This window comes from Nocardioides conyzicola (assembly GCF_039543825.1).
Taxonomy (GTDB): Bacteria; Actinomycetota; Actinomycetes; order Propionibacteriales; family Nocardioidaceae; genus Nocardioides; species Nocardioides conyzicola.
In genome coordinates this window covers 2,486,965-2,508,358 of sequence record NZ_BAABKM010000002.1, presented here as the reverse complement: position 1 = coordinate 2,508,358, position 21,394 = coordinate 2,486,965, and the positions used below count along the sequence as shown (strand labels likewise).

The 21,394-nt window shown below is 73.1% G+C and carries 23 protein-coding genes; 4 read left to right on the top strand and 19 right to left on the bottom strand.

Annotated elements, in window-relative coordinates:
- Positions 1-8: 8 nt before the first annotated feature.
- The 11 genes from ABEA34_RS15235 to ABEA34_RS15185 all read right to left on the bottom strand — a co-directional run bounded on the left by ABEA34_RS15235 (position 9) and on the right by ABEA34_RS15185 (position 11,703).
- Positions 9-770, bottom strand: coding sequence for an SRPBCC family protein (locus tag ABEA34_RS15235; RefSeq protein ID WP_345522205.1), 762 nt, complete (start codon positions 768-770; stop codon positions 9-11).
- The gene (locus ABEA34_RS15230; RefSeq protein WP_345522204.1) at positions 770-1,624 is read right to left on the bottom strand and encodes an FAD binding domain-containing protein; all 855 of its coding nucleotides are present in this window, start codon (positions 1,622-1,624) and stop codon (positions 770-772) included. Before ABEA34_RS15230 ends, ABEA34_RS15235 begins: the two co-directional genes overlap by 1 nt.
- Entirely contained in the window at positions 1,621-4,116 is a 2,496-nt protein-coding gene (locus ABEA34_RS15225; RefSeq protein ID WP_345522203.1) for a xanthine dehydrogenase family protein molybdopterin-binding subunit, read from the bottom strand. Before ABEA34_RS15225 ends, ABEA34_RS15230 begins: the two co-directional genes overlap by 4 nt.
- Positions 4,113-4,589, bottom strand: coding sequence for a (2Fe-2S)-binding protein (locus ABEA34_RS15220; RefSeq protein ID WP_345522202.1), 477 nt, complete (start codon positions 4,587-4,589; stop codon positions 4,113-4,115). Before ABEA34_RS15220 ends, ABEA34_RS15225 begins: the two co-directional genes overlap by 4 nt.
- 36 nt (positions 4,590-4,625) lie before the next feature.
- Positions 4,626-5,390, bottom strand: coding sequence for an SDR family NAD(P)-dependent oxidoreductase (locus ABEA34_RS15215; protein WP_345522201.1), 765 nt, complete (start codon positions 5,388-5,390; stop codon positions 4,626-4,628).
- A 33-nt stretch (positions 5,391-5,423) separates the two neighbouring features.
- Positions 5,424-6,182 (bottom strand): GNAT family N-acetyltransferase, encoded by a 759-nt coding sequence (locus ABEA34_RS15210; RefSeq protein ID WP_345522200.1) that lies wholly within the window; start codon positions 6,180-6,182, stop codon positions 5,424-5,426.
- 62 nt (positions 6,183-6,244) lie between these two features.
- Positions 6,245-7,471: a sigma-54-dependent transcriptional regulator family protein gene (locus tag ABEA34_RS15205; RefSeq protein ID WP_345522199.1), complete on the bottom strand. Its 1,227-nt coding sequence runs from the start codon at positions 7,469-7,471 to the stop codon at positions 6,245-6,247.
- A 54-nt stretch (positions 7,472-7,525) separates the two neighbouring features.
- Positions 7,526-8,569, bottom strand: coding sequence for an alpha/beta hydrolase family protein (locus tag ABEA34_RS15200; RefSeq protein WP_345522198.1), 1,044 nt, complete (start codon positions 8,567-8,569; stop codon positions 7,526-7,528).
- Positions 8,566-9,693, bottom strand: a complete 1,128-nt coding sequence (locus ABEA34_RS15195) for an XdhC family protein (protein ID WP_345522197.1) — start codon at positions 9,691-9,693, stop codon at positions 8,566-8,568. Before ABEA34_RS15195 ends, ABEA34_RS15200 begins: the two co-directional genes overlap by 4 nt.
- A complete protein-coding gene (locus ABEA34_RS15190; protein WP_345522196.1) occupies positions 9,686-10,810 on the bottom strand; it encodes a vWA domain-containing protein in 1,125 nt (374 codons plus the stop codon). The genes ABEA34_RS15195 and ABEA34_RS15190 overlap by 8 nt, the downstream gene beginning before the upstream one ends.
- On the bottom strand, positions 10,807-11,703 hold the full coding sequence (locus ABEA34_RS15185) for an AAA family ATPase (protein WP_345522195.1): 897 nt from the start codon (positions 11,701-11,703) through the stop codon (positions 10,807-10,809). Before ABEA34_RS15185 ends, ABEA34_RS15190 begins: the two co-directional genes overlap by 4 nt.
- Before the next feature lie 61 nt (positions 11,704-11,764).
- Here ABEA34_RS15185 and ABEA34_RS15180 point away from each other — a divergent pair, with 61 nt between their 5' ends.
- Positions 11,765-12,013, top strand: coding sequence for a DUF3253 domain-containing protein (locus ABEA34_RS15180; protein ID WP_345522193.1), 249 nt, complete (start codon positions 11,765-11,767; stop codon positions 12,011-12,013).
- On the opposite strand, the gene ABEA34_RS15175 is transcribed toward ABEA34_RS15180, so the two are convergent.
- From ABEA34_RS15175 to ABEA34_RS15140, 8 genes are all read right to left on the bottom strand, one after another.
- Positions 12,010-12,561 carry a nucleotidyltransferase family protein gene (locus tag ABEA34_RS15175; protein WP_345522192.1) on the bottom strand — a complete coding sequence of 184 codons (552 nt, stop codon included), beginning with the start codon at positions 12,559-12,561 and terminating at the stop codon, positions 12,010-12,012. The two genes, ABEA34_RS15180 and ABEA34_RS15175, sit on opposite strands and share 4 nt — an antisense overlap.
- Entirely contained in the window at positions 12,561-13,190 is a 630-nt protein-coding gene (locus tag ABEA34_RS15170) for a hypothetical protein (RefSeq protein WP_345522191.1), read from the bottom strand. The genes ABEA34_RS15175 and ABEA34_RS15170 overlap by 1 nt, the downstream gene beginning before the upstream one ends.
- Complete coding sequence (locus ABEA34_RS15165) at positions 13,187-13,702, bottom strand: RNA polymerase sigma factor (protein WP_345522190.1); 516 nt, start codon at positions 13,700-13,702, stop codon at positions 13,187-13,189. The genes ABEA34_RS15170 and ABEA34_RS15165 overlap by 4 nt, the downstream gene beginning before the upstream one ends.
- Before the next feature lie 83 nt (positions 13,703-13,785).
- Positions 13,786-15,414, bottom strand: coding sequence for a chaperonin GroEL (gene groL, locus ABEA34_RS15160; protein ID WP_345522189.1), 1,629 nt, complete (start codon positions 15,412-15,414; stop codon positions 13,786-13,788).
- Between the two features lie 204 nt (positions 15,415-15,618).
- On the bottom strand, positions 15,619-16,692 hold the full coding sequence (locus ABEA34_RS15155) for a hypothetical protein (RefSeq protein WP_345522188.1): 1,074 nt from the start codon (positions 16,690-16,692) through the stop codon (positions 15,619-15,621).
- Positions 16,689-17,195 carry a SigE family RNA polymerase sigma factor gene (locus tag ABEA34_RS15150; protein ID WP_345522187.1) on the bottom strand — a complete coding sequence of 169 codons (507 nt, stop codon included), beginning with the start codon at positions 17,193-17,195 and terminating at the stop codon, positions 16,689-16,691. The genes ABEA34_RS15155 and ABEA34_RS15150 overlap by 4 nt, the downstream gene beginning before the upstream one ends.
- Positions 17,196-17,237: 42 nt before the next feature.
- Positions 17,238-18,095: an ATP-grasp domain-containing protein gene (locus tag ABEA34_RS15145; RefSeq protein WP_345522186.1), complete on the bottom strand. Its 858-nt coding sequence runs from the start codon at positions 18,093-18,095 to the stop codon at positions 17,238-17,240.
- Between the two features lie 18 nt (positions 18,096-18,113).
- Positions 18,114-19,133 (bottom strand): LacI family DNA-binding transcriptional regulator, encoded by a 1,020-nt coding sequence (locus ABEA34_RS15140; protein ID WP_345522185.1) that lies wholly within the window; start codon positions 19,131-19,133, stop codon positions 18,114-18,116.
- Positions 19,134-19,437: 304 nt separating this feature from the next.
- Here ABEA34_RS15140 and ABEA34_RS15135 point away from each other — a divergent pair, with 304 nt between their 5' ends.
- The 3 genes from ABEA34_RS15135 to ABEA34_RS15125 are packed head-to-tail and all read left to right on the top strand — an operon-like array spanning position 19,438 to position 21,334.
- On the top strand, positions 19,438-19,797 hold the full coding sequence (locus ABEA34_RS15135) for a YciI family protein (RefSeq protein ID WP_345522184.1): 360 nt from the start codon (positions 19,438-19,440) through the stop codon (positions 19,795-19,797).
- Positions 19,794-20,144, top strand: a complete 351-nt coding sequence (locus ABEA34_RS15130; RefSeq protein WP_345522183.1) for a YciI family protein — start codon at positions 19,794-19,796, stop codon at positions 20,142-20,144. Before ABEA34_RS15135 ends, ABEA34_RS15130 begins: the two co-directional genes overlap by 4 nt.
- Positions 20,141-21,334 (top strand): RNA polymerase sigma factor, encoded by a 1,194-nt coding sequence (locus ABEA34_RS15125; protein ID WP_345522799.1) that lies wholly within the window; start codon positions 20,141-20,143, stop codon positions 21,332-21,334. Before ABEA34_RS15130 ends, ABEA34_RS15125 begins: the two co-directional genes overlap by 4 nt.
- The last annotated feature ends 60 nt before the right edge of the window (positions 21,335-21,394 follow it).

Below are 21,394 nucleotides of genomic sequence, written 5' to 3'. Positions count from 1 at the left end.
CGATCGAGTCAGCGGCTGACGACCCACCAGATGACCAGGCCCGCCACCACGGCCACGCCGACGGCCGGCTTCCAGTAGGTCTTCGCGAGCACGGGCAGCACGGCCGAGCCGAGGTTGAGCGCGTCGTCCTGCTTCGGCACGGAGTGCGGGGGCATCCGGGGTAGCTCCGGACGAGATGGCTGTGGCGCGGGCGGTTCGGCAACCACCTCGTCCGTGGCTGTCCCCGCGGTCGGTGCGGGAGGGACGGCGGCCGAGACGGTCTCGGGTTCCGGCTCGGCCGCCTGCTCGGACTCGGGAGAGGGTGCTTGCGAGGCCCCCGTGGACTCCGCACTCAGCCGTTGCTCCAGGCACTCCACGAACTGCCCGAGCAGCTTGTCCGAGACGTCCTGCATGACCCCGCGACCGAACTGGGCCGGCTTGCCCGTGATCGCGAGGTCGGTGATGACCTCGACATCGGTCCCCCCGGCCGCGGCGTCGGTCATCGTCAGGGTGACCTTCGCGCCCGCCGTGCCGTTGCCGCGCTTGTCGCGCCCCTTCGCGTCGACGAGGAAGCGGTGCGCCGCCTCGTCCTTCTCCACGAAGGTGCCGGAGCCGTTGTAGACCAGGGCGATCGGGCCGAGCTTGACCTTCACCGACCCCGCGAAGGAGTCGGCGTCGGCCTCGGTCACCGTGGCGCCCGGGAAGCACTCCGCCACGGACGCGATGTCCTGGAAGTGCGCCCAGGTCTCGTCGACCGAGGTGGGGACGGTGAAGCGATGCGTGAGCTCCATCAGGCCCCGGCCGCAGTGAGGACGGCTCGCCGCGTCAGCACCGTCGCCAGGTGGCGGCGGTAGTCGGCGTCGCCGTTGAGGTCCGAGGGCGGGTTGGTGCCGTCGGCGGCCAGCGCAGCGGCCGCGCGTACGGCGTCGTCCGTCGCCGGCTGCCCCACGAGCGCGTCCTCGACGGCCCGGGCCCGCAGGGGCGTGTTGCCCATGTTGGTCAGGCCGATCCGCGCCTCGGCGATCGTGCCGCCGTCGACCCGGACGGTCGCGGCGACCGCCACGATCGGCCACTGGTGGGCGACCCGCACGAACTTCTCGTACGTCGAGCCCCAGCCGGTCCGCTTCGGGATCCGCACCTCGGTGAGGATCTCGTCCTCGCCGATGGCGGTCTCGAAGAGGTCGACGAAGAAGTCGTCGGCCGCGACGGTCCGCGAGCCACCGGCGCCCTGGATCACGAACTCCGCGCCGAGCGCCAACGCCGGCGCCCCGAGATCGCCGGCGGGGTCAGCGTGCGCGAGCGCGCCGCCGAAGGTGCCGCGGTGGCGCACCTGCGCGTCGGCGAGGTGCTCCACCGCCTTCGAGATCAGGGAGGCGTGCTCGGCGACCAGCGGGTCGGAGCCGACGACCACGTGCGGCGTCATCGCGCCGATCACGATCGCGTCGCCGTCGTCGCGGATGCCGCGCAGCGACTCGATCTTGCCGAGGTCGATGATCCACTCCGGCGCGTTGAGGCGCATCCGGAGCACCGGCAGCAGGCTCTGCCCGCCGGCGATGATCTTCGCCTCGTCGCCGTACTGCGCCAGGGCCGCCAGGGCGTCCTCGACCGTGGTCGGGGCGACGTAGTCGAACGCTGCGGGGATCACGATCCGGCTCCTTCGGTGCTCGCCGTGCCGGGTTGCTCCTGGTTGCCCGCGGCGCCACCGCTCTCGAAGTGCGGCATCGCCGCACCCTCCGTCGCGCCGCCGGAGCCGGGTCCGTTGATCGCCTTCCACACCCGCTCGGGCGTGCACGGCATCTGGATGTCGGTCACGCCGAGGTGGCGTACGGCGTCGACGACCGCGTTGACCACGGCAGGGGTCGAGGCGATGGTGCCGGCCTCACCGACACCCTTCGTGCCCAGGGTGTTGGTCAGCGACGGCGTCGTGGTGTGCTCGATGTCGAAGCTGATCGTGTCGGCCGCGGTCGGCAGCAGGTAGTCGACGAACGACCCGGACACGAGCGTGCCGGAGTCGTCGTACACCGCCTCCTCCCACAGGGCCTGGGCGATGCCCTGCACCAGCCCGCCGTGCACCTGGCCCGCGACGATCAGCGGGTTGACGATGTTGCCGATGTCGTCGACGCAGACGTACTTGCGCATCTTCACCGCCCCGGTCTCGGTGTCCACCTCCATCGCGCAGAGGTGGGTGCCGTGGGGATAGTTGAAGTTGACGGGGTCGTACGTCGCCTCCGCGTCGATGCTCGGCTCCACGCCGTCTGGCAGGTTGTGCGCGGCGAAGACGGCGGTCGAGATCTCGCCGATCGCCATGCCCTGGTCGGTGCCGCGGACCGTGAACCGGCCGCCGGAGAACTCGAGGTCGTCGACCGAGGCCTCGAGCAGGTGGGCCGCGATCGGCTTGGCCTTCTCGATCACCTTGTCGGCCGCCTTGACCAGTGCCTCGCCGCCGACGACGAGCGACCGTGACCCGTAGGTGTCCAAGCCCTTGTGGGCGACCTGCGTGTCGCCGTGCAGCACCTCGACGTCCTCGAACGCGACGCCGAGCCGGTCCGCCACGATCTGGCTGAACGCCGTCTCGTGCCCCTGGCCGTGGGCCGAGGCCCCGGTGACCACCTCGACCTTGCCGGTGGCCAGCATCCGCACGCTCGCGTGCTCCCAGCCGCCGGCGCCGTAGTCGAGCTGGCCGAGGACCCGGCTCGGGGCCAGGCCGCACATCTCGGTGAAGGTCGAGATGCCGATGCCGAGCTGCACGGTGTCGCCGGAGGCCCGCCGCGCCATCTGCTCGGAGCGCAGCTCGTCGTACCCGAACATCTCCTTGGCCTTCGCGGTGGCGGCCTCGTAGTTGCCGGAGTCGTACTCCAGCCCGGCCACCGTGGTGAACGGGAACTCCTCGTGCTTGATCCAGTTCTTCTCGCGGATCTCGAGCGGGTCCACGCCGACCTCGGCGGCCAGCTCCGACATCAGGCGCTCGATGGCGTACGTCGCCTCCGGGCGCCCGGCGCCGCGGTAGGCGTCGGTCCAGGCCTTGTTGGTCAGCACCGTCTGGACGGCGAAGTGGTAGGCCGGGAACTTGTAGATCGCGTTGAACATGAAGGCGCCGAGCACCGGGACGCCGCCGCCGACGATGGCGACGTACGCACCGAGGTCGGCGAGCAGCTCGACCTTGAGGCCGGTGACGGTGCCGTCCTTCTCGGCCGACAGCGTCAGCTTCTGCCACTGGTCGCGGCCGTGGTGGGCGCTCATCAGCGACTCGGAGCGGGTCTCGGTGTACTTCACCGGCTTGCCCAGACGGCGGCCGACGGCCCAGGCGATCCACTCCTCCGGGGTGACCTGGAGCTTGCCGCCGAAGCCGCCACCCACGTCGGGCGCGATGACGCGGATCTTGGACTCGGGCACGCCGGTCGTGGCCGCCAGCGCGAACCGCACGATGTGCGGGATCTGGGTGGCCGACCACATCGTGTACTGCTCGCCGGTCGGGTCGACCACGACGCTGCGCGGCTCCATGAAGGCGGGGATCAGTCGCTGCTGGCGGTACTCGCGCTCGATCACGATGCCGTCGGTGCGGGCCTTGGCGATCGCGTCCTCGACGTTGCCGCCGGTGCCGGCCTCGCCCGAGTCGAAGACCCAGAGCGCGGACTTGTTGGTGCCGAGGTCGGGGTGGGCCAGGACCTCGTCGGCGGCCGACTTCTTGAGGTCGAGGGCGGCCGGCAGCTCGTCGTACTCCACCTCGACGAGCTCGGCGGCGTCGCGGGCCTCGGCCGCCGTACGTGCGATGACGACCGCGACGATCTCACCGGCGAAGGCGACCCGGTCGGCCGGCATCGGCGAGTGCGCGGGCGTGACCTGGTCGGGCGTGATCGGCCAGGCGTTGATGATCGCGCCGAGCTCCGCGCCGAAGTCGTTGCCGGTGAGCACGTCGACGACGTTGGTGGAGGTCTTGGCCGCCGAGACGTCGATGCTGGTGATCGTCGCGTGCGCGAACGGGCTGCGCACCATCGCGAGGTGCAGCATGCCCGGGAGCGTGATGTTGTCGGTCCAGCGGGTGCGACCGGTGATCAGCCGCTGGTCCTCCTTGCGGCGCCGGTCGCGGCCGATCTCCTTCTCGATGGCGTCGGACGGGCGCTCCTCGGTGACCGTCATGCGTGGGCCTCCTCGCTCTGACCCGAGGCGTGCTGCACGGCGCGCACGATGTTGTGGTAGCCCGTGCAGCGACAGAGGTTCCCCTCGAGCCCGAGGCGGATCTCCTCCTCGGTGGGCTTGGGGTTGTTGTTGAGCAGGTCGACGCTCTGCATGATCATCCCCGGCGTGCAGAACCCGCACTGGAGCCCGTGGCACTCGCGGAAGGCCTCCTGCACCGGGTGCAGCTCGCCGTTCTGCGCGAGCCCCTCGATGGTGGTGACCTCGGCCCCGTCGGCCTGGACGGCGAGCACGTTGCACGACTTCACGCTGGTGCCGTCGAGGTGCACGGTGCACGCGCCGCAGTTGCTGGTGTCGCACCCGATGACGGTGCCGGTCTTGCCGAGCCGCTCGCGCAGGTACTGCACGAGCAGCAGGCGGGGTTCGACGTCGTCCGACACCTTCGCGCCGTCGACGGTGAGGCTGATCCGGGTCATGGACTCTCCCTTGAGGCAGACCTGCTGTGGTGCCGGTCACGCTAGGGAGGTGCGGTTGGGAACTGGTTGGGTGCCGTCCAGGATCTCCACCACCTCCCCCGCTGCCCCGCGGAGGAGCAGGTCCATGACGACGCGTACGACGTCGGCGGGCTCGACGAGCGACAGGCCGGCGCGCTCCTCCTCGGTCAGCGCCGCCCACTGCTCGTGCGCCCGGGGCAGGCCGATCCAGCCCGGGACCACGGCCATCACCCGGGCCCGGCGTGCGGTCTCCGGGTCGCCGAGGGCGGTCGTCAGGCGGACGAGACCGGCCTTCGCCGCGGCGTACTCGGGCGAACCGTAGCCGTCGCGCCCGACCCCGGCGCTGGATCCGACGTTGACGACTGCGCCCACCTGCCGGCGGCCACGGCGCGCGTCGAGGTCGTCGAGGAAGAGCCGGGTGAGCAGCATCGGCGAGCGCAGGTTGAGGTCGAGGGTGCGCGACCAGGCCTCGTCGGGAGCGGCGGGGTACTGCTCCGCGCCCTCGGTCCACCCACCGGCGTTGTTGACCAGGACGTCCGCGCCGCCGAGGTCGCGGACCCGCGCCGCCAGGAGGCGTACGTCGTCCTCCTGGGCGAGGTCCGCCTGCACCGCCCAGCCGCGCACCCTGGCCGCGCACACGAGGTCGACGGTCTCCTGGGCCGCGGCCACGTCGCGGTCGGCGACCACGACGGCGGCGCCCAGGCGGGACAGGGCGACCGCGATCTCGCGACCGAGCCCGCCGCCGGCACCGGTGACGACCGCGAGCGTGTAGCGGATCTCCATCGCAGCGACGCTAGCGGCCCCGACCGACGGGCGTCAGTGCGAGAACTGGGCGGACTCCGCGTTGGTGAAGACCTCCCACTCCTCGACGGTGCGCCAGCCGGTGGCCTCGTAGAGCGGCAGACCGGCCGGGGTGGCGCCGAGCATCCCGAGCGTCGCCCCGTCGGCGCGTGCGTGGGCGAGGACGCTCGCGAGCAGCGTCCGGCCGAAGCCACGACGGGCCAACCGCGACGGGGTCGACATGGCCCACAGCGAGACGCCGTCGTCGAGGTGGCCGGTCACGACGGCGGAGACGACCTCGCCGCCCTCCTCCAGCAGCCACGCCCGGACCACGCCTCCGGTGACGGCCGCCGCCGCCATCAGCGCCGCGTCGTCGACCGGCAGCGCGAACGCCTCGGCGATCAGGGCGGCGAGCACGCCGGCGTCCGCCGCGCCGGCCTGGCGGACGCGCGGGTCGAGCGCGTCCGCGCCGCCGGTCGTGAGGTCCCGGGTCATGATCGGGGAGGTGCCGACGCCGACCCACGGGGCGGTGAGCCGTGGGGAGAGCTCGCGGCCCGGGCCGGCCAGCATGACCAGCGCGTCGAGGCCCGCCTCCTCCACGATCGCGACGGTGCCCGCGAGCGTGTCGGGGTCCGAGGTCGCCAGGAACGCCATGTTCAGGTCGGCCGAGACGCCGCCCGTCAGGCCGAGCCACCAGTCCGGTCCGGCGTCGGCGAGCGCCCCGATCCGCGCGGACATGGTCGCCAGCACCGTGCCCAGGTGGGCGCGGACCCGCTCGAGTCCTGCGTCGTCCATCGTTCCCCCTGTCGCCTGGGGAGAGCCTTCCATGGACGACCCCGCGGGCGGGGCGGAACCGGTCAGCGCGAGGCGGCCGCGAGCCGCCCCTTCAGCAGGGGTACGGCGGGGTGCCCGTGGGGCAGCCGGGCCAGGCAGACCTCGACGACCTCGGTGTCGTAGGGCGCGCGCTCGCCGTAGCTGAGCACGGCATCCGGGTCGGGCTCGGCGAGCAGCGCCTCGCGGACCGCGACCGCGACGTACTCGGCCAGCTCGCTGAGGGCCGGCGAGTTGGTGCCGGGCAGCAGGTCCCCGCCGTACGCGTCGACGGCGGCGGCGACCCGGCCGCGGCGGAGCAGGCTGAGGACGAGGTCGACGTCGGTCGAGACCGGCATCGTCAGCCGGTAGGGACGGGACGCGAGCTGGCCGCCGAGGGCGGAGCGCAGGTGCGAGACCTCGGCCTTGAGCGTGGAGGTGGTGACCGCCTGGTCGCCGTAGACGAGCGCGTGCAGGTGCTCGAGGGAGAGGCCCTCGGGGTGCATGGCGAGCAGCGCGAGGATCTCGGTCTGGCGCCGGTTGAGCAGCAGCCGCTGGCCGTCGAGCCAGGTCTCGGCGGTGCCCAGCAGCCGCATCACCAGTCCGGGCTCGCCGGACTCGTCGAGCCGCACCGGGCTGTGCGTGAGCGGCATCGCCGTCTCGATCAGCCGCGCCATCACCCGGGCGGTCGCGAGGCCGATCGGGTGGCTGCGGTTCCAGGTCGTCGAGAGGTCGATGACGCCGAGCTGCGCGCCGCTGACCGGGTCGTGCACGGGCGCGGCCCAGCAGACCCAGTTGTGCACGATCGATGCGTAGTGCTCGGCGCTGAAGACCATCTCCGGACGGTCGTTGCGGTTGGCGAGGTCGAGGGCGTTGGTGCCGACCGACTCGTCGTCCCACCGGCCGCCGGCCACGAAGTTGACGGACTCGGCCTTGCGGCGCATCACCCGGCCGCCGTACGTCCACAGGATCCGGGTCTCCGCGTCGGTCACCGCGACGACGAGGTCGCCGTCCTCCGCCGTACGCCGGAGCTCGGCCTCGACCCGCTCGACGGCGGTCTGGAGGGCGGAGCCCTGCCAGTACGCCGCGGTCTCGGCCTCGTCGGCCAGCGGCGCCTCGGTCACGTCGGGGCCGTGGATGGCCGCCTCCGAGCGGGTCCAGCTCGTCAGGATCTCCGGGCGGACCTGGTCGACGGCCTCGTCGCCGCGCTCGACGAACGAGGTCCATGCGCGGACTGCTTCCAGCCTGCGCGCCTGCAGCTCAGTGCGTGCCATGTCACCCCCGGGTGCTCGGTCGCGGCCAACGTAGCACCGAGCCGGTGACGCAGGTCACACGTCGAGCTGGCGCCTGAGGAAGCGCACGGTCCGGATCATCGAGTCCTGCCAGCGGGCGTAGAACGTGTGGTCCTCGCCGGCGTACTCGACGAGCGTGCTGTCGACGCCCGCCTTGCGCAGCAGCGCCTGGGTGGTGCGCGACCAGCGGGGCGGACAGGTGCCGTCGGCCGTGCCGTGGTGGATCAGCACCGGCTCGGTGATGCGGTCGAAGTAGGTGCGCGACGACAGCCCGCGGTAGAACGCCGGCGTCTCCTGCGGCGTCCCGAACCGGTCCTCGAGCGCTCGCACCGCGTCGGGACGGTTGGGCAGCGTGAAGTGGCGCAGGTTGTCTAGGAAGCTGGAGCTGACGCTCGCGTAGACCACCGCGGCGTCGACGACGCCGGGCGCGGCGACGAGGGCGTTGAGGGTGACCCCGCCGCCCATCGACCGGCCGACCATGGCGGTCTTGTCGGCATCGACGTACGGCAGCTTCTCGAGCGCCAGCACGGCGTTGATGCTGTCGCGGGCGTAGCCGAGCCGCAGCTCGCGCTCGAGGTTCCCGGCCGGGTCGCCGGCGGCGTGACCCCGGTAGTCCGTGTGCAGCACCACGAAGCCGGCCCGGGCCAGCCAGTCCTGCTCGCGGGCCATGCCCTGGCCGGTGACGTACGACGTCGGCTCGATGTAGCCGTGGTTGAGCACGACCGCCGGGAACGGCCCGCGGCCGTGCGGCCGCAGCAGCACCCCGGAGACGAGGGTCCCGTTGCTGCGGTAGGTCACCTGCTGGCGGGTGTAGGCGTCGGTGGTCGTCTCGGTCCGGAGCACCCGCAGGCCCCGCCCGTCGAAGTCCTCCCGCATCAGGTTGGCCAGCGACGGGGTGTCGGTGGCGGGTGGCAGCGTGTCGCCCCGCTCGGTGGGGGTGGGGGGCTGGGTGGGGCCCGAGGAGGGCGCTGACGGAGTGGTCGGAGACGACGGCGCGGGCGCCGGGTCGGCAGTGGGCTCGGCCGACGTGCAGCCGGTCAGTGCCAGGACGAGCAGCAGGAACGTCGAGACACCCCTCATGCCAGGTCGCGGTGGATCCGGCCGTCGCGGGCGGCGAGGCGCGCGCCGCTGCCGCCCCAGCGGCCGGCGACGATCTCGGCGGCGATGCTGATCGCGGTCTCCTCGGGGGTCCGGGCGCCGAGGTCGAGGCCGATCGGGCTGGAGAGCAGCTCGATCTCCTTGTCGTCGACGCCGGCCTCGCGGAGCCGGTCGAGGCGGTCCTCGTGGGTGCGGCGCGAGCCCATCGCCCCGACGTACGCGACCTCGGGCAGCCGCAGCGCGACCTCGAGGAGAGGCACGTCGAACTTCGGGTCGTGCGTGAGCACCGTGATGACGGTCCGGGCGTCGATCCGGCCGGCGTCCTGCTCGGCCTGCAGGTAGCGGTGCGGCCAGTCGACGACCACCTCGTCGGCCTCGGGGAAGCGGCTGTTGGTGGCGAAGACGGGCCGGGCGTCGCACACGGTCACGTGGTAGCCGAGGAAGCTGCCGACCTTGGCGACCGCCGCGGCGAAGTCGATCGCGCCGAAGACCAGCATCCGCGGCTTGGGCGCGAACGCCCACACGAACACCCGCATCCCCTCGCCCCGGCGCTCGCCGTCGGGGCCGTAGGTCAGCGTGGCGTTGTTGCCGAGCGCGAGCAGCCCGAGGGCGTCGTCGTGGACGGCGTCGTCGGCGCGCGCCGAGCCGAGGGTGGCGACCGCAGGCGTGTCCGGGCGTACGACGATCCGTCGACCCAGCCAGGCCGGGTCGGGGTGCTCGATGACGGTGGCGAGCGCGACCGGGCGACCGGCGTCGATGTCGGCCGCGATCTCCTCCAGCTCGGGGAAGGTGTCGCGGCTGACCTTCTCGACGTACACGTCGAGGATGCCGCCGCAGGTCAGGCCGACCGCGAAGGCGTCGTCGTCGGAGACGCCGTACCGCTCGAGGACGGGCTCCCCCGACCCCACGACGGACTCGGCCAGCTCGTAGACCGCACCCTCGACGCAGCCGCCCGACACCGACCCGACGGCGGTGCCGTCGGGGCCGACGAGCATCGACGCGCCGGGCGGACGCGGTGCGGACTGGAAGGTGGCGACGACGGTGCCGACGCCGACGGTCGCGCCGGAGCGCCACCAGGCCATCAGCTCGGGCAGGACGTCACGCACGCGAGATCACCTCCGACAGCTCGGCGAAGGTCGCCAGCGAGTGGCCGGCGACGAAGTCGTCGCAGTGGGGCAGCGCGGCGAGCACGCCCTGCTGCACCGGCTCGTAGCCGGCCTTGCCCCGGTGCGGGTTGACCCACACGACCCGGTGCGCGACGCGGTGCAACCGGGCCATCTGCTCACCGAGCAGGCTCGGGTCGCCGCGCTCCCAGCCGTCGCTGAAGACCACGACGACGGCGCCGCGCGCCATCCCGCGCTGGCCCCAGCGGTCGAGGAAGAACCGCAAGGTCTCCCCCAGCCGGGTGCCGCCCGACCAGTCCGGCACGGTCTCGCCCGCGGCGATCAGGGCCCGCTCGGGGTCACCGATCCGCATCGCACGGGTGAGGTGGGTGAGCCGGGTGCCGACGGTGAACGTCTCGACGACGCCACCCCCCGACCGGCCGACCTGGGTGAACCGGTGGGCCAGCCGCAGCAGCGCGTCGGCGTACCCGCTCATCGACCCGGACACGTCGACCAGCAGCACCACCCGGCGCGGCCGGACGCGGCGCCGCCGCCAGGCGATCTCGCCGGGCTCTCCCATCCGCCGCAACGACGCGCGCAGCGTGCGGGAGGCGTCGAGTTGGCCGCGGTGCCACTGCTGGTGCCGAGCCGTGCGCCGGGCGGGCGGCCGCGGCCGCAGCGTCGCGAACATGGCGGTTAGCCGATGCTTCTCGGCGGCCGACAGGGTGGCCACGTCACGGTGCCGGAGCACCTCGGCGTCGCTCGCCTTGGCTCGCACGACCTCGTCCTCCTGCTCGGACTCGCCGGCCCCGGTGGCCTCGGTGTCCGGCAGGCCGGAGAAGCCGGGCACGCCCTGCTGGGCCGGCCGCGGCCGAGGGAGGCCGTCGCGGCCGTCGAAGTACGCCGTGAACACCTGGTCGTAGCGCTCGAGGTCGTCCGGACCGCCGCAGAGGGTCGCCCGGCCGGCGAGGTACGTCGCGCGCTGGCTGTCGAGCCCGAGGGTCGCCGTCGCCGCGAGGAAGCCGTGCGCCCGGTCGTGGGTCACCGGCACCCCGGCTGCCCGGAGCGCCCGGGTGAAGCCCAGCAGCACCTCGTCCGCGCCCCGGTCCACGACGCTCATGACCGCAGCATCTGGTCCAGGGCGTGCCGCACCCGCTCGGCGTCCTCGCGGTACTTCACCAGCGCGCCCAGCGTGGCCGACGCGGCGGCCAGGTCGATCTCGGCGGTGCCGAGGTAGTTCAGCGCGCGCGCCCAGTCGAGCGTCTCGGCCACGCCGGGCGGCTTCTGCAGGTCGTCGCGGCCTCGCAGGGTCTGCACGATCCGCACGACCTGGAGGCGCAGCTCCTCCGAGACCTCTGGAGCCCGCGACCGCACGATCTCGACCTCGCGCTCGAGGCCGGGGTGGTCGATCCAGTGGTAGAGACAGCGCCGCTTGAGGGCGTCGTGCAGCTCGCGGGTGCGGTTGGAGGTGAGGACGACGATCGGCGGCGTGGCCGCCCGCACCGTGCCGAGCTCGGGGATGGAGACCTGGTAGGTCGACAGCACCTCGAGCAGGAACGCCTCGAACTCGTCGTCGGCCCGGTCCACCTCGTCGACCAGCAGCACCGCGGGGCTCTGCTGGAGCGCCTGCAGCACGGGGCGCGCGAGCAGGAAGCGGGCGTCGTACAGGCTCTTCTCCGCCTCCTCGACGCTCGGCCCGCCAGCGGCGCCGGCCGCCTCGAGCGCGCGCAGATGCAGGATCTGGCGCGGGAAGTCCCAGTCGTAGAGCGCCTGCGTGGCGTCGATGCCCTCGTAGCACTGCAACCGCACCAGCGGCAGGCCGAGGGCCTCGGCGATCGCCTCGGCGAGGGCGGTCTTGCCGGTGCCGGGCTCGCCCTCGAGCAGCAGCGGACGCTGCATCTTCAGGGCCAGGTAGGTGACGGTCGCGAGCGCGTCGTCGCACAGGTAGCCGGTGGCGCCGAGACGCTGGGCGAGATCGCCGGGGGCGATGTCGGCGGGGTTCGACGGCTCCATGCCTCCAGGCTACTCAGCGCCCCGTTGGCCCCGGGTTGGCGGACGCAGCCAGACTGGGGGCGTGAGCGACGTGGACTCCCGCCTGCAGCGGACGATCCTGGACCTGCTCGCGGACCGTCGGCCCGGAGCGACCATCTGCCCGTCCGACGCCGCGAGGTCCGTCGGTGGCGCCGACTGGCGCCCGCTCATGGACCCGGCGCGCGCCGCCGCCCAGCGTCTGGTCGACGCCGGCGAGGTCGTGGTCACCCAGCGCGGCCAGGTGGTCGACCTGGCGACGGCGCGGGGACCGGTCCGGATCCGGCGGGTCTAGCGGCTGTCGACGTCCTGGCCGGTCGCGAGGTCGCCGCACTCGACGACCTCGACGTCGTGGGTGGCGAGGTAGCCGCGAGCACCTCGGTCGCCGCTGGTCTCGTCGGCGACGCCGACCCAGTGGTCGCGGCCGAGCACGACCGGGTGGCCGACCTGGCCGCCGTACGAGGCACGGCGCAGGGTGGCGCGATCCGGCGGCGGGTCGAGGAGACGGCGTACGACGTCGGCGCCGACGTCCGGGAGGTCGACGAGCGTGACCACCACGGCGTCGGAGTCGCTCACGGTGAGCCCGGCCAGTCCCGCCCGCAGCGAGGCCGACATGCCCTCGGCCCAGTCGGCGACGACGACGCCGGTGGCGCCGGAGCCCTCGAGCAGCGGGAGCGCCTCGTCGGCGGAGGCACCCAGCACGACCGTCACCTGGGTGCACCCACCGTCCGTCAGGGTCCGGACGCCGCGGACCAGCCAAGGCTCGCCGTCGTCGGCGCGCACCAGCGCCTTGGGCATCCCCATCCGGGAGCCGGCGCCGGCGGCGAGCAGGAGTCCGTGCATCAGCCCGGGAACGCCTCGGCGTAGACCGCGGCGAGCTCGTCGCTGTACGGCGCGGAGAAGCCGCACAGGCTGACCTGCCCCGAGGTGGCCGAGACGAGGTAGCGCCCGCCCTTCTCGAAGGTCACCCCGGACGCGACCCGCTGCATCTGCTCGCTCGGCGCGGTCACGACGACCTCGTCGGTCGGCCCCCCGGCGTACCAGGTCGCCGGCTCCAGGGTCACCTGGTCACCGCTGATCGCGGTCACGGTGCCGTCGAACGCGACGTCGGCGGTCGACAGCACCTCCGCGTTGGGGACCATGCACTTGCCGAGGCCGGCGCCGGCGGGGACGTCGAGGCGGGTGGTGCTCGACGTGCCCGGGTCGCCGCCGTTCGCCGCGGGGGTGGGGTCGTCGCCGGTCAGGGCGCGGACCCCGACGATGCCGACGCTGGCGATGACGAGCACGGCGGCAGCCGCGACCAGCCAGGTCAGCGGGCCGCGGCTGCGGGTCCCGGTCGCGCGGGTCTCGGTGGTGAGCTCGGTGGCCATGACGTCCTCCAGGAGTCGGGCCACCTCGTGCGGGGCGGCCGGCGGGAGGGAGGCGGCCGGGTCGGACGCGTGCAGGCGGGCCTGCAGCTCGTCGTCGTTCATGGCTTCCTCCCCTCTCTCGACCCTTCATGTCCGGATGCGTCCGCAGTCTTTCGCAGTCGGTCCTTGAGCTTCTCGCGGGCCCGGTGCAGCCGGATGCTCGCGGCGTTGGCGGTGATGTCGAGGACGACCGCGATCTCGGCCGGCGTCAGCTGCTCCCAGGCCCACAGCCGGAGCAGCTCGGCGTCGTCGGGGCGCAGCTGCGCGAGCGCCTCGTGGAGCGCGAGGTCGTCGGGCGGACCCGGGTCCGCCGGCTCCGCCGCGAGACGGGCCGCGACCCGCTCCTGCCGTCGCGCGGACCGCTCGGCGTTGCGCAGGCAGTTGCGCGCCACGCCGTACGCCCAGGGCAGGGGGTCGTCCGGCAGCTCCGCGACCCGCCGCCAGCAGACGAGGAGGGTCTCGGCGAGCACGTCGTCCGCGGTCGCGGCGTCGGTACGCCGGGCGAGGAACCGTCGCAGCGGGTCGACCAGCCCGGGTGCGACCGCCTCGAAGCGGTCCCGCCGGCTCTCGTCCACGGCCCCAGCCAAACACATCGGGAACGCAGAACGGCCCCGGGCTGACGCCCGGGGCCGTTCGGTTGGAGCTGGTGAGGCTGGACTCAGAAGTCCATGCCGCCCATGCCACCGGAGGGGTCGCCACCCATGGGGGCGGCCTTCTCCGGCTTGTCGGCGACGACAGCCTCGGTGGTGAGGAAGAGCGCCGCGATGGAGGCGGCGTTCTGCAGCGCGCTGCGGGTCACCTTGGCGGGGTCGATGATGCCGGAGGCGATCATGTCGACGTACTCGCCGGTGGCCGCGTTGAGGCCGTGACCGGGGGTCAGGTTGCGCACCTTCTCCGCCACGACGCCGCCCTCGAGGCCGGCGTTGATCGCGATCTGCTTGAGTGGGGCGTCGGAGGCGAAGCGCACGATGTTGGCACCCGTCGCCTCGTCACCCGTGAGCTCGAGCTTGTCGAACGCGGTGGCCGCAGCCTGCACGAGCGCCACGCCGCCACCGGCGACGATGCCCTCCTCGACGGCCGCCTTCGCGTTGCGAACGGCGTCCTCGATGCGGTGCTTGCGCTCCTTGAGCTCGACCTCGGTGGCCGCGCCGACCTTGATCACCGCAACACCGCCGGCCAGCTTGGCCAGGCGCTCCTGCAGCTTCTCGCGGTCGTAGTCGGAGTCCGACTTCTCGATCTCGGCACGGATCTGGTTGACGCGACCAGCGATCTGGTCGGCGTCGCCCGCGCCCTCGACGATGGTGGTCTCGTCCTTGGTGATGACGACCTTGCGGGCCTGGCCGAGCAGCTCGATGCCGGTCGACTCGAGCTTCAGGCCGACCTCCTCCGAGATGACCTGGCCGCCGGTCAGGATCGCGATGTCCTGCAGCATGGCCTTGCGGCGGTCACCGAAGCCCGGGGCCTTGACGGCGACGGACTTGAAGGTGCCACGGATCTTGTTGACGACCAGGGTCGACAGCGCCTCACCGTCGGTGTCCTCGGCGAGGATCAGCAGCGGCTTGCCGGACTGCATGACCTTCTCGAGGAGAGGCAGCAGGTCCTTGACGTTCGAGATCTTCTGGTTGGCGATCAGGATGTAGGGGTCCTCGAGGACCGTCTCCATCCGCTCGGGGTCGGTGACGAAGTAGGCCGAGATGTAGCCCTTGTCGAACCGCATGCCCTCGGTGAGCTCGAGGTCGAGGCCGAACGTGTTCGACTCCTCGACGGTGATGACGCCTTCCTTGCCGACCTTGTCCATCGCCTCGGCGATGATCTCGCCGACCGTGGTGTCAGCGGCGGAGATCGACGCGGTAGCGGCGATCTGCTCCTTGGTCTCGATGTCGATCGCCATGTTGGAGAGCTGCTCCGACACAGCGGCGACAGCGGCCTCGATGCCGCGTTTGAGGCCCATCGGGTTCGCACCCGCGGCCACGTTGCGCAGACCCTCGCGGACCATCGCCTGGGCGAGGACCGTGGCGGTCGTCGTACCGTCGCCGGCGACGTCGTCGGTCTTCTTGGCGACCTCCTTGACGAGCTCGGCACCGATCTTCTCGTACGGGTCCTCGAGCTCGATCTCCTTGGCGATGGACACACCATCGTTGGTGATCGTCGGGGCGCCCCACTTCTTCTCGAGCACGACGTTGCGGCCCTTGGGACCGAGGGTGACCTTGACGGCGTCGGCGAGCGTGTTCATGCCACGCTCGAGACCACGCCGGGCCTCCTCGTTGAAAGCAATCAGCTTGGGCATAACTCCTGCGATTCCTCACGCTTAGAGTTCGGGGATCCGGCTCGATGGGTTGCCCGCGACGGACGACCCTGCTGACCCGGCGAACCCTTCTCGCCGGCGCGGAGGGCCTCAACTGGCACCGATCCGGAGTTGTCACTCTCATGACGAGAGTGCCAGCGTCATGTTTAGCACTCGACCATGGCGAGTGCAAGAAGTGGGTCCCGGTCAGCGCTGGTCGGCCAGCCGCGCGAAGCTCGACGTCCAGCCCGGGGAGATCGCGCCCACCCGGCGGAACGTGTGCGTGCCCACCTTCCAGGAGATCAGCAAGTCCCGGTCCTCCGCGATCGACTCGTAGACGACCGTGTCGTCGTCGAGCCAGCCGGCGACGGTCGGGGCATCCATCCACCGCTCGTCGTCCAGGCCGGTCATGAACGCGAGCAGGCTGGGCCCCTCATCTCGGCCGGACACGACGAGGTAGGCGGGCCCGCTGAAGTACGCCGCCGGGTCGCGCACCGGGATGCCCGGGCCCATCCCCCAGCTCTGGGCCGACGCTCCCCGCTCGTTCACGCTCATCCGGCCGGCCGGGTTCAGCATGGCCGGTTGCAGGTCCACCACGGCCGGGCCGGTCGGTGGGGGGTCGCCGGGGCCGCGCAGGTCCCGCCAGGCGCCCGTCCCGATGTCCAGGACGGCCCGGTCGTCGCCCTGCCGCACCTCGAGGCGCCGACCGTCGGGGGACAGCATCGACGGCCCGAAGCGGGAGGTCGGGTTGCCGTCGGCGTCGTCGGCGGGCGCCGGCAGGTCGATCGTCACGCGCCGCGTCTGGCCCTCCGGGTCGACGAGGACCACCACGTCGTCGCGTCCGAAGGCGGCGATCGCCCGGTCGATGGTGGGGTCCTCGACGAGGTCGGCATCGACCCGGCTCGGGTCCAGGTGACGGAAGAACGGGAGCCGACCGACGAACGGCAGCGCCAGCTCCTCGTCGAGGTCGGGGCTCCACCAGACCGGCAGGTCCTGGTACGACGTGTCGGCGGCCGACGGGGCCGCCGGCGGGGACTGGGTGACCCACGGAGGTGGTCCGACCGGTGCGGGGGTACGCCGCGGGGGGTCGTCGACCCGGTCCCGGACGACCGCGACGCCCGCGACGACCAGCACGGTCACGAGCGCGGTGGCCCCCGCCGCGACGAGCCGACCGCGCCGCCGGCGGCGTACGGCGTCGCTCCACGCCCGCCCCGCGAGGTCGGTGGTCTCGAGGTCGGCGACCTGCTCGTGCAGGAGGTCGCGCAGGTCCTGGTGGGTCATCGGTCCTCCCCGATCAGCTGCGCCAGCTCGGGCGCCGACTCGCGCAGCCTGCGCAGGGCGTGGTGGGTCTCGCTCTTGACGGTCCCGACGCTGACGCCGAGCGCGTCGGCGGCGTCCCGCACGGTGAGGTCCTCGTAGTAGCGGAGCACGACCAGCGACCGCTGCCGCGGCGTCAGTCCGGCCAGCGCCCGGCCGAGCATCAGCCGCCGCTCGACCGCGCCCTCCGGCCCGCCGGACGTCGCGACGCCGTCGGACAGCTCGACCACCACCTCGTGGCGGTGCTTGCGCCACCACGAGATGTTGCGACGCACGATCACCTGGCGGGCGTAGGCCTCGGGGTAGTCGTCGGCGAGCCGGCGCCAGCGCAGCGCGACCTGGGTCAGCGCCTCCTGGACCAGGTCCTCGGCACGCTGCCGGTCGCCGGTGAGCAGGAGGGCGGTGCGCAGCAGCGCGACCTGCCGCTGCTGCGCCCAGCGACCGAACTCGGCCTCGTCCTGGTTCACCACACCAGTCCTAACGCAACGCAGGTCCAGAAGGTTGGCGGGTCAGGCCTGGCGGCGGATCCGTTCGACGACGGCGTCGGCGAAGGGCTCGGCGTTGTCGGGCAGCACGTCGAGGTAGAGACCGGGCTCGGTGAGCTCGACCTCGCTGACGACCAGCCGGCCCTGGTAGCGCATCAGGTCGACGCGGCCGTAGGCGATCTCCTCGCCGAGCAGGCCGGCCACGGTGGCGATCGCCTCCATCGCGAGCACGGCCGACTCCTGGTCGAGCGGCACCGGCCGCGACGTCCCGCCGAACTGCTCGTGCACCCGGACGTCGGTCCTGCTGGGCAGCTTGTGGACCTGGCTGACCGCATGGCCGCCGATGACGAAGACGGACGTCTCGCCGTCGTGGTGGATGGACTCGACGAGCGGCTGCACCACCCAGGGCCCCTCGTGGCCGTCCGCGGGCTCCCAGCCGGCCGGGTCCCGGACGAGCTCGAGGCCGCGCCCACCGGCGCCGACCCGCGGCTTGACGACCGCGATCTCGAGCGCCTCCGCGATCCGGCGTACGCCGGCGACGGTGTCGGCGGCCCGGGTCGGGACGACCGGCAGCCCGGCGTCGAGCAGGTCGAGGAGGTAGCGCTTGTCGACGTTCCACCGGAAGGTCCGGAAGCCGTTGAGCAGCGCCGGGCCCAGGCCGGACGCCCAGCCGAGGAACTCCCCCACCCGCGAGTCGTAGTCCCACGTGGACCGCACCGCGATGACGGCGGCCTCCGACCAGTCCACCGTGACGTCGTCCCACTGCGCCCAGCGTGCGTCGATGCCGCGGGCGTCCAGGGCGGCGTCGAGCGCGGCGTGGCCGGGCTCGCCGTCGGGGAACCAGCCGCAGGTCGCGAGCAGGACGACGGGGCGATCTGTCATGCGCCGCACCCTAGGGGGTCAGGCGCTGCCGCGGACGACGAGGTGCGTCGGCAGCATCAGGCCGGGCTGCGGCACGCCGGGCGAGCGGGTCGCCGCCATCAGGAGCGCGACCATCTCGCGGCCCATCCGCTCGGGCGACTGGTGCACGGTGGTGAGCGGCGGCACGGTGGAGAGCCCGATCGGCGCGTCGTCGAAGCCGACCACCGCCACGTCCTCCGGCACCCGGAGGCCCGCCTCGCGCAGCGACTGGAGCGCGCCGACCGCCATCAGGTCGTTGGCGCAGAAAACACCGTCGATCTCCGCGCCGCCGGCGAGCAGGCCGCGCATCGCCTCCGCCCCGCTGAACTGGGTGAAGTCGCCGCGGGCGACGAGCCGGTCGTCCAGCGGCAGGTCGGCGGAGGTCAGCGCCGCGACGTACCCCTCGAAGCGCGAGTGGCCGGCGACCATGTCGGCGGGACCCGCGATCGTCGCGATGCGCCGCCGGCCGAGGCCGACCAGGTGCTCGACCGCGAGCCGCGCCCCCTGGAGGTTGTCGACGTCGACGAAGTCGCTGGTGACGCCGTCGCGGCGACCGCCGACGACGACGGGTACGCCGTGCGCCCGGATGCGCTCCGGCAGCTGGTCGTCGTCGTGCAGCGAGAGCAGCAGCACGCCGTCGACGTGCTGCCGGGTGAGGTAGTCGTCGAGAGCGCCCCGCCGCTGCGAGGCCTGCGCGAGCAGGAGCACGAGCTGGCGGTCCGCGGCGGCCAGTGCCGAGCCGATGCCGCGGACGATCCCGGCGAAGAACGGCTCCCCGAAGACCCGCTCCTCGGACTCCGCGATCACCAGCGCGATGGCGTCCGTGCGCCGGGTGACGAGCGCACGTGCGGCGGCGTTGGGGACGTAGCCGAGCTCGGCGATCGCCTCTTCGACGGCGAGCCGGGCCCGCTCGGAGACCTTCTCGCCCCCGTTGATGACCCGCGACGCCGTACCGCGTCCGACGCCGGCCTTCGCCGCCACCTCTTCGAGAGTCGGGCGGGTGCGTGGCGGTCGACTCATGGCGTCAGTATGCCCAGCCACCCCGGGCCGCGGGATGCGAACGACGGGCCCGAGACGTCGAGGAGTCCCGGGCCCGCCGCACGACGGGGCCCGGCCGCGAACCGCCGCTCGGGCCGGGCACTCCCACCACGTCGTTCCGAGGCCATCGCGCGGTCCACCCCTCGTCGTTCCGTGGCGTGTGGGAGCGTTCCCACTTCTCACTGTGCTGCTCGGGCGGACGGGTGTCAAGCACCTGCTGTCGATTTGCCCCGGACTCGCGCGTCATCCCGGTGCCAGACTCGGAACGCGACGAGAGGAACCACCCATGACCACCTACGTCATCCTGCTCCCCGGCAACGAGGACACCTGGGCATCCGCGACGGAGGAGGAGCGCGCCGCGACGTACGCCCACCACGGCGAGTTCGCCCGGATGCTCGGCGAGCGCGGGCACACCATCACCGGCGGCGCCGAGCTCACGCACTCCCGCGAGTCCCGCGTCGTGCGGGCCGGCGGCGAGGTCACCGACGGGCCGTACGCCGAGACCGTCGAGCAGCTCACCGGCTTCTACGTGGTCGAGACCGACGACCTCGACGACCTGCTCGCGGTGTGCGGCTTCCTGGCCGGGGCCGAGGGCGCGGTCGAGGTGCGCGCGGCGATGGGCGACGCGGAAGGACCCACCTCATGAGGTTCCTCGTCCTGATGGCCGAGGCCGACCACTTCGCCAAGTGGGAGGCCGCCGACGCGGAGCTGCGCGACCGGGTGATCGCCGACTTCCAGGCGTTCGACGCCGCCGTGCGAGCCCGCGGAGCGATCGTCACCGGCGACGCGCTGGACCGACCGGAGTCGGCCCGCACCGTCCGCCCGGGGGCGGACCGACCGGTGACCGACGGGCCGTTCGCGGAGACCGTCGAGCAGCTCGGCGGCTTCTACCTGATCGACGTGCCCGACCACGCGACCGCCGTGGAGGTGGCCGCCCTCCTGCCGCGGGAGTACTCCGTCGAGGTGCGCCCCACCCTCGAGGTCGAGCTCTGACCCCGCTCGAGACGCTGCTGCGCGACGAGTGGGGCCGGCTGCTGGCCCTGCTGGTCGCGCAGTTCCGGAGGCTCGACCTGGCCGAGGACGGGCTGGCCGAGGCGTTCGAGGCGGCGGCGCGCACCTGGGACGACGTACCCGACAACCCTCCTGCGTGGCTGCTGACCACCGCTCGCCGCCGCGTCCTCGACCGGCTGCGTGCCGAGGCGGTGGCGGCGCGCAAGCTGCCGCTGCTCGCGGTCGAGGCGTCCGTGCAGGAGGAGGCGCAGGCGTTCATGGCCGACGTCGGGGAGCCCGTGCAGGACGAGCGGCTGCGGCTGGTGCTGCTGTGCGCGCACCCGTCGCTGCCCGCGCCGTCGGCGGCGGCGCTGACGCTGCGGCTCGTGCTGGGCGTGTCGACCGAGGACGTCGCCCGGCTCTTCCTGGTGCCGACGACCACCATGGCCGCGCGACTGACCCGGGCGCGCAAGCGGCTGGCCGCGGAGTCCTTCGAGGTGCCCGCCGATCTCGCGCCCCGGGTGGCGGTGGTCGCCGACGTCGCCTACCTGGCGTTCACCGCGGGCTACGCGCCCGGGTCGGGCCCGGACGTCCTGCGGGCGTCGGTGGCCGGCGAGGCGATCCGGCTGGTGCGGGTGCTGCGCTCGGTGCTGCCGTACGCCGACGTCGAGGTCGACGCGCTGCTCGCCCTGATGCTGCTCCAGCACTCCCGCCGCGACGCCCGCGCCGTCGACGGTCGGCTGGTGCTGCTCCCTGACCAGGACCGGTCGCGCTGGGACCTCGCCGCGATCGCCGAGGCGCTCGACCTGCTGCGTCCCTGGGTGGCCGCCCCGGCCTCGCCGTACCTCCTCCAGGCGCTGATCGCCGCCGAGCACGCCATCGCGCCGACGGCCGCCGACACCGCCTGGGACCGGATCGTGCTGCGCTACGAGGAGCTCGAGGACCTCACCGGATCACCGGTCGTGCGGCTCAACCGGGCGGTCGCCGTGGCCGAGGCGTCCGGGCCGGCCGCCGGGCTGGCCGTGCTGTCCGGCCTCACGCTGCCGGGTCACCGGCTGCCGGCGACCCGGGCCGAGCTGCTCGCCCGGCTCGGACGGCTGGACGACGCGCGCACGGCGTACGACGAGGCCATCGGCCGGTGCGGCAACCTGGCCGAGCGCGCGCACCTGATCGAGCGGCGGCGATTGCTGTAACGCCGGGTTACTGACTGTTCCCACCAGGTTGCAACACCGCGGGAACAGTCAGTAACCCGG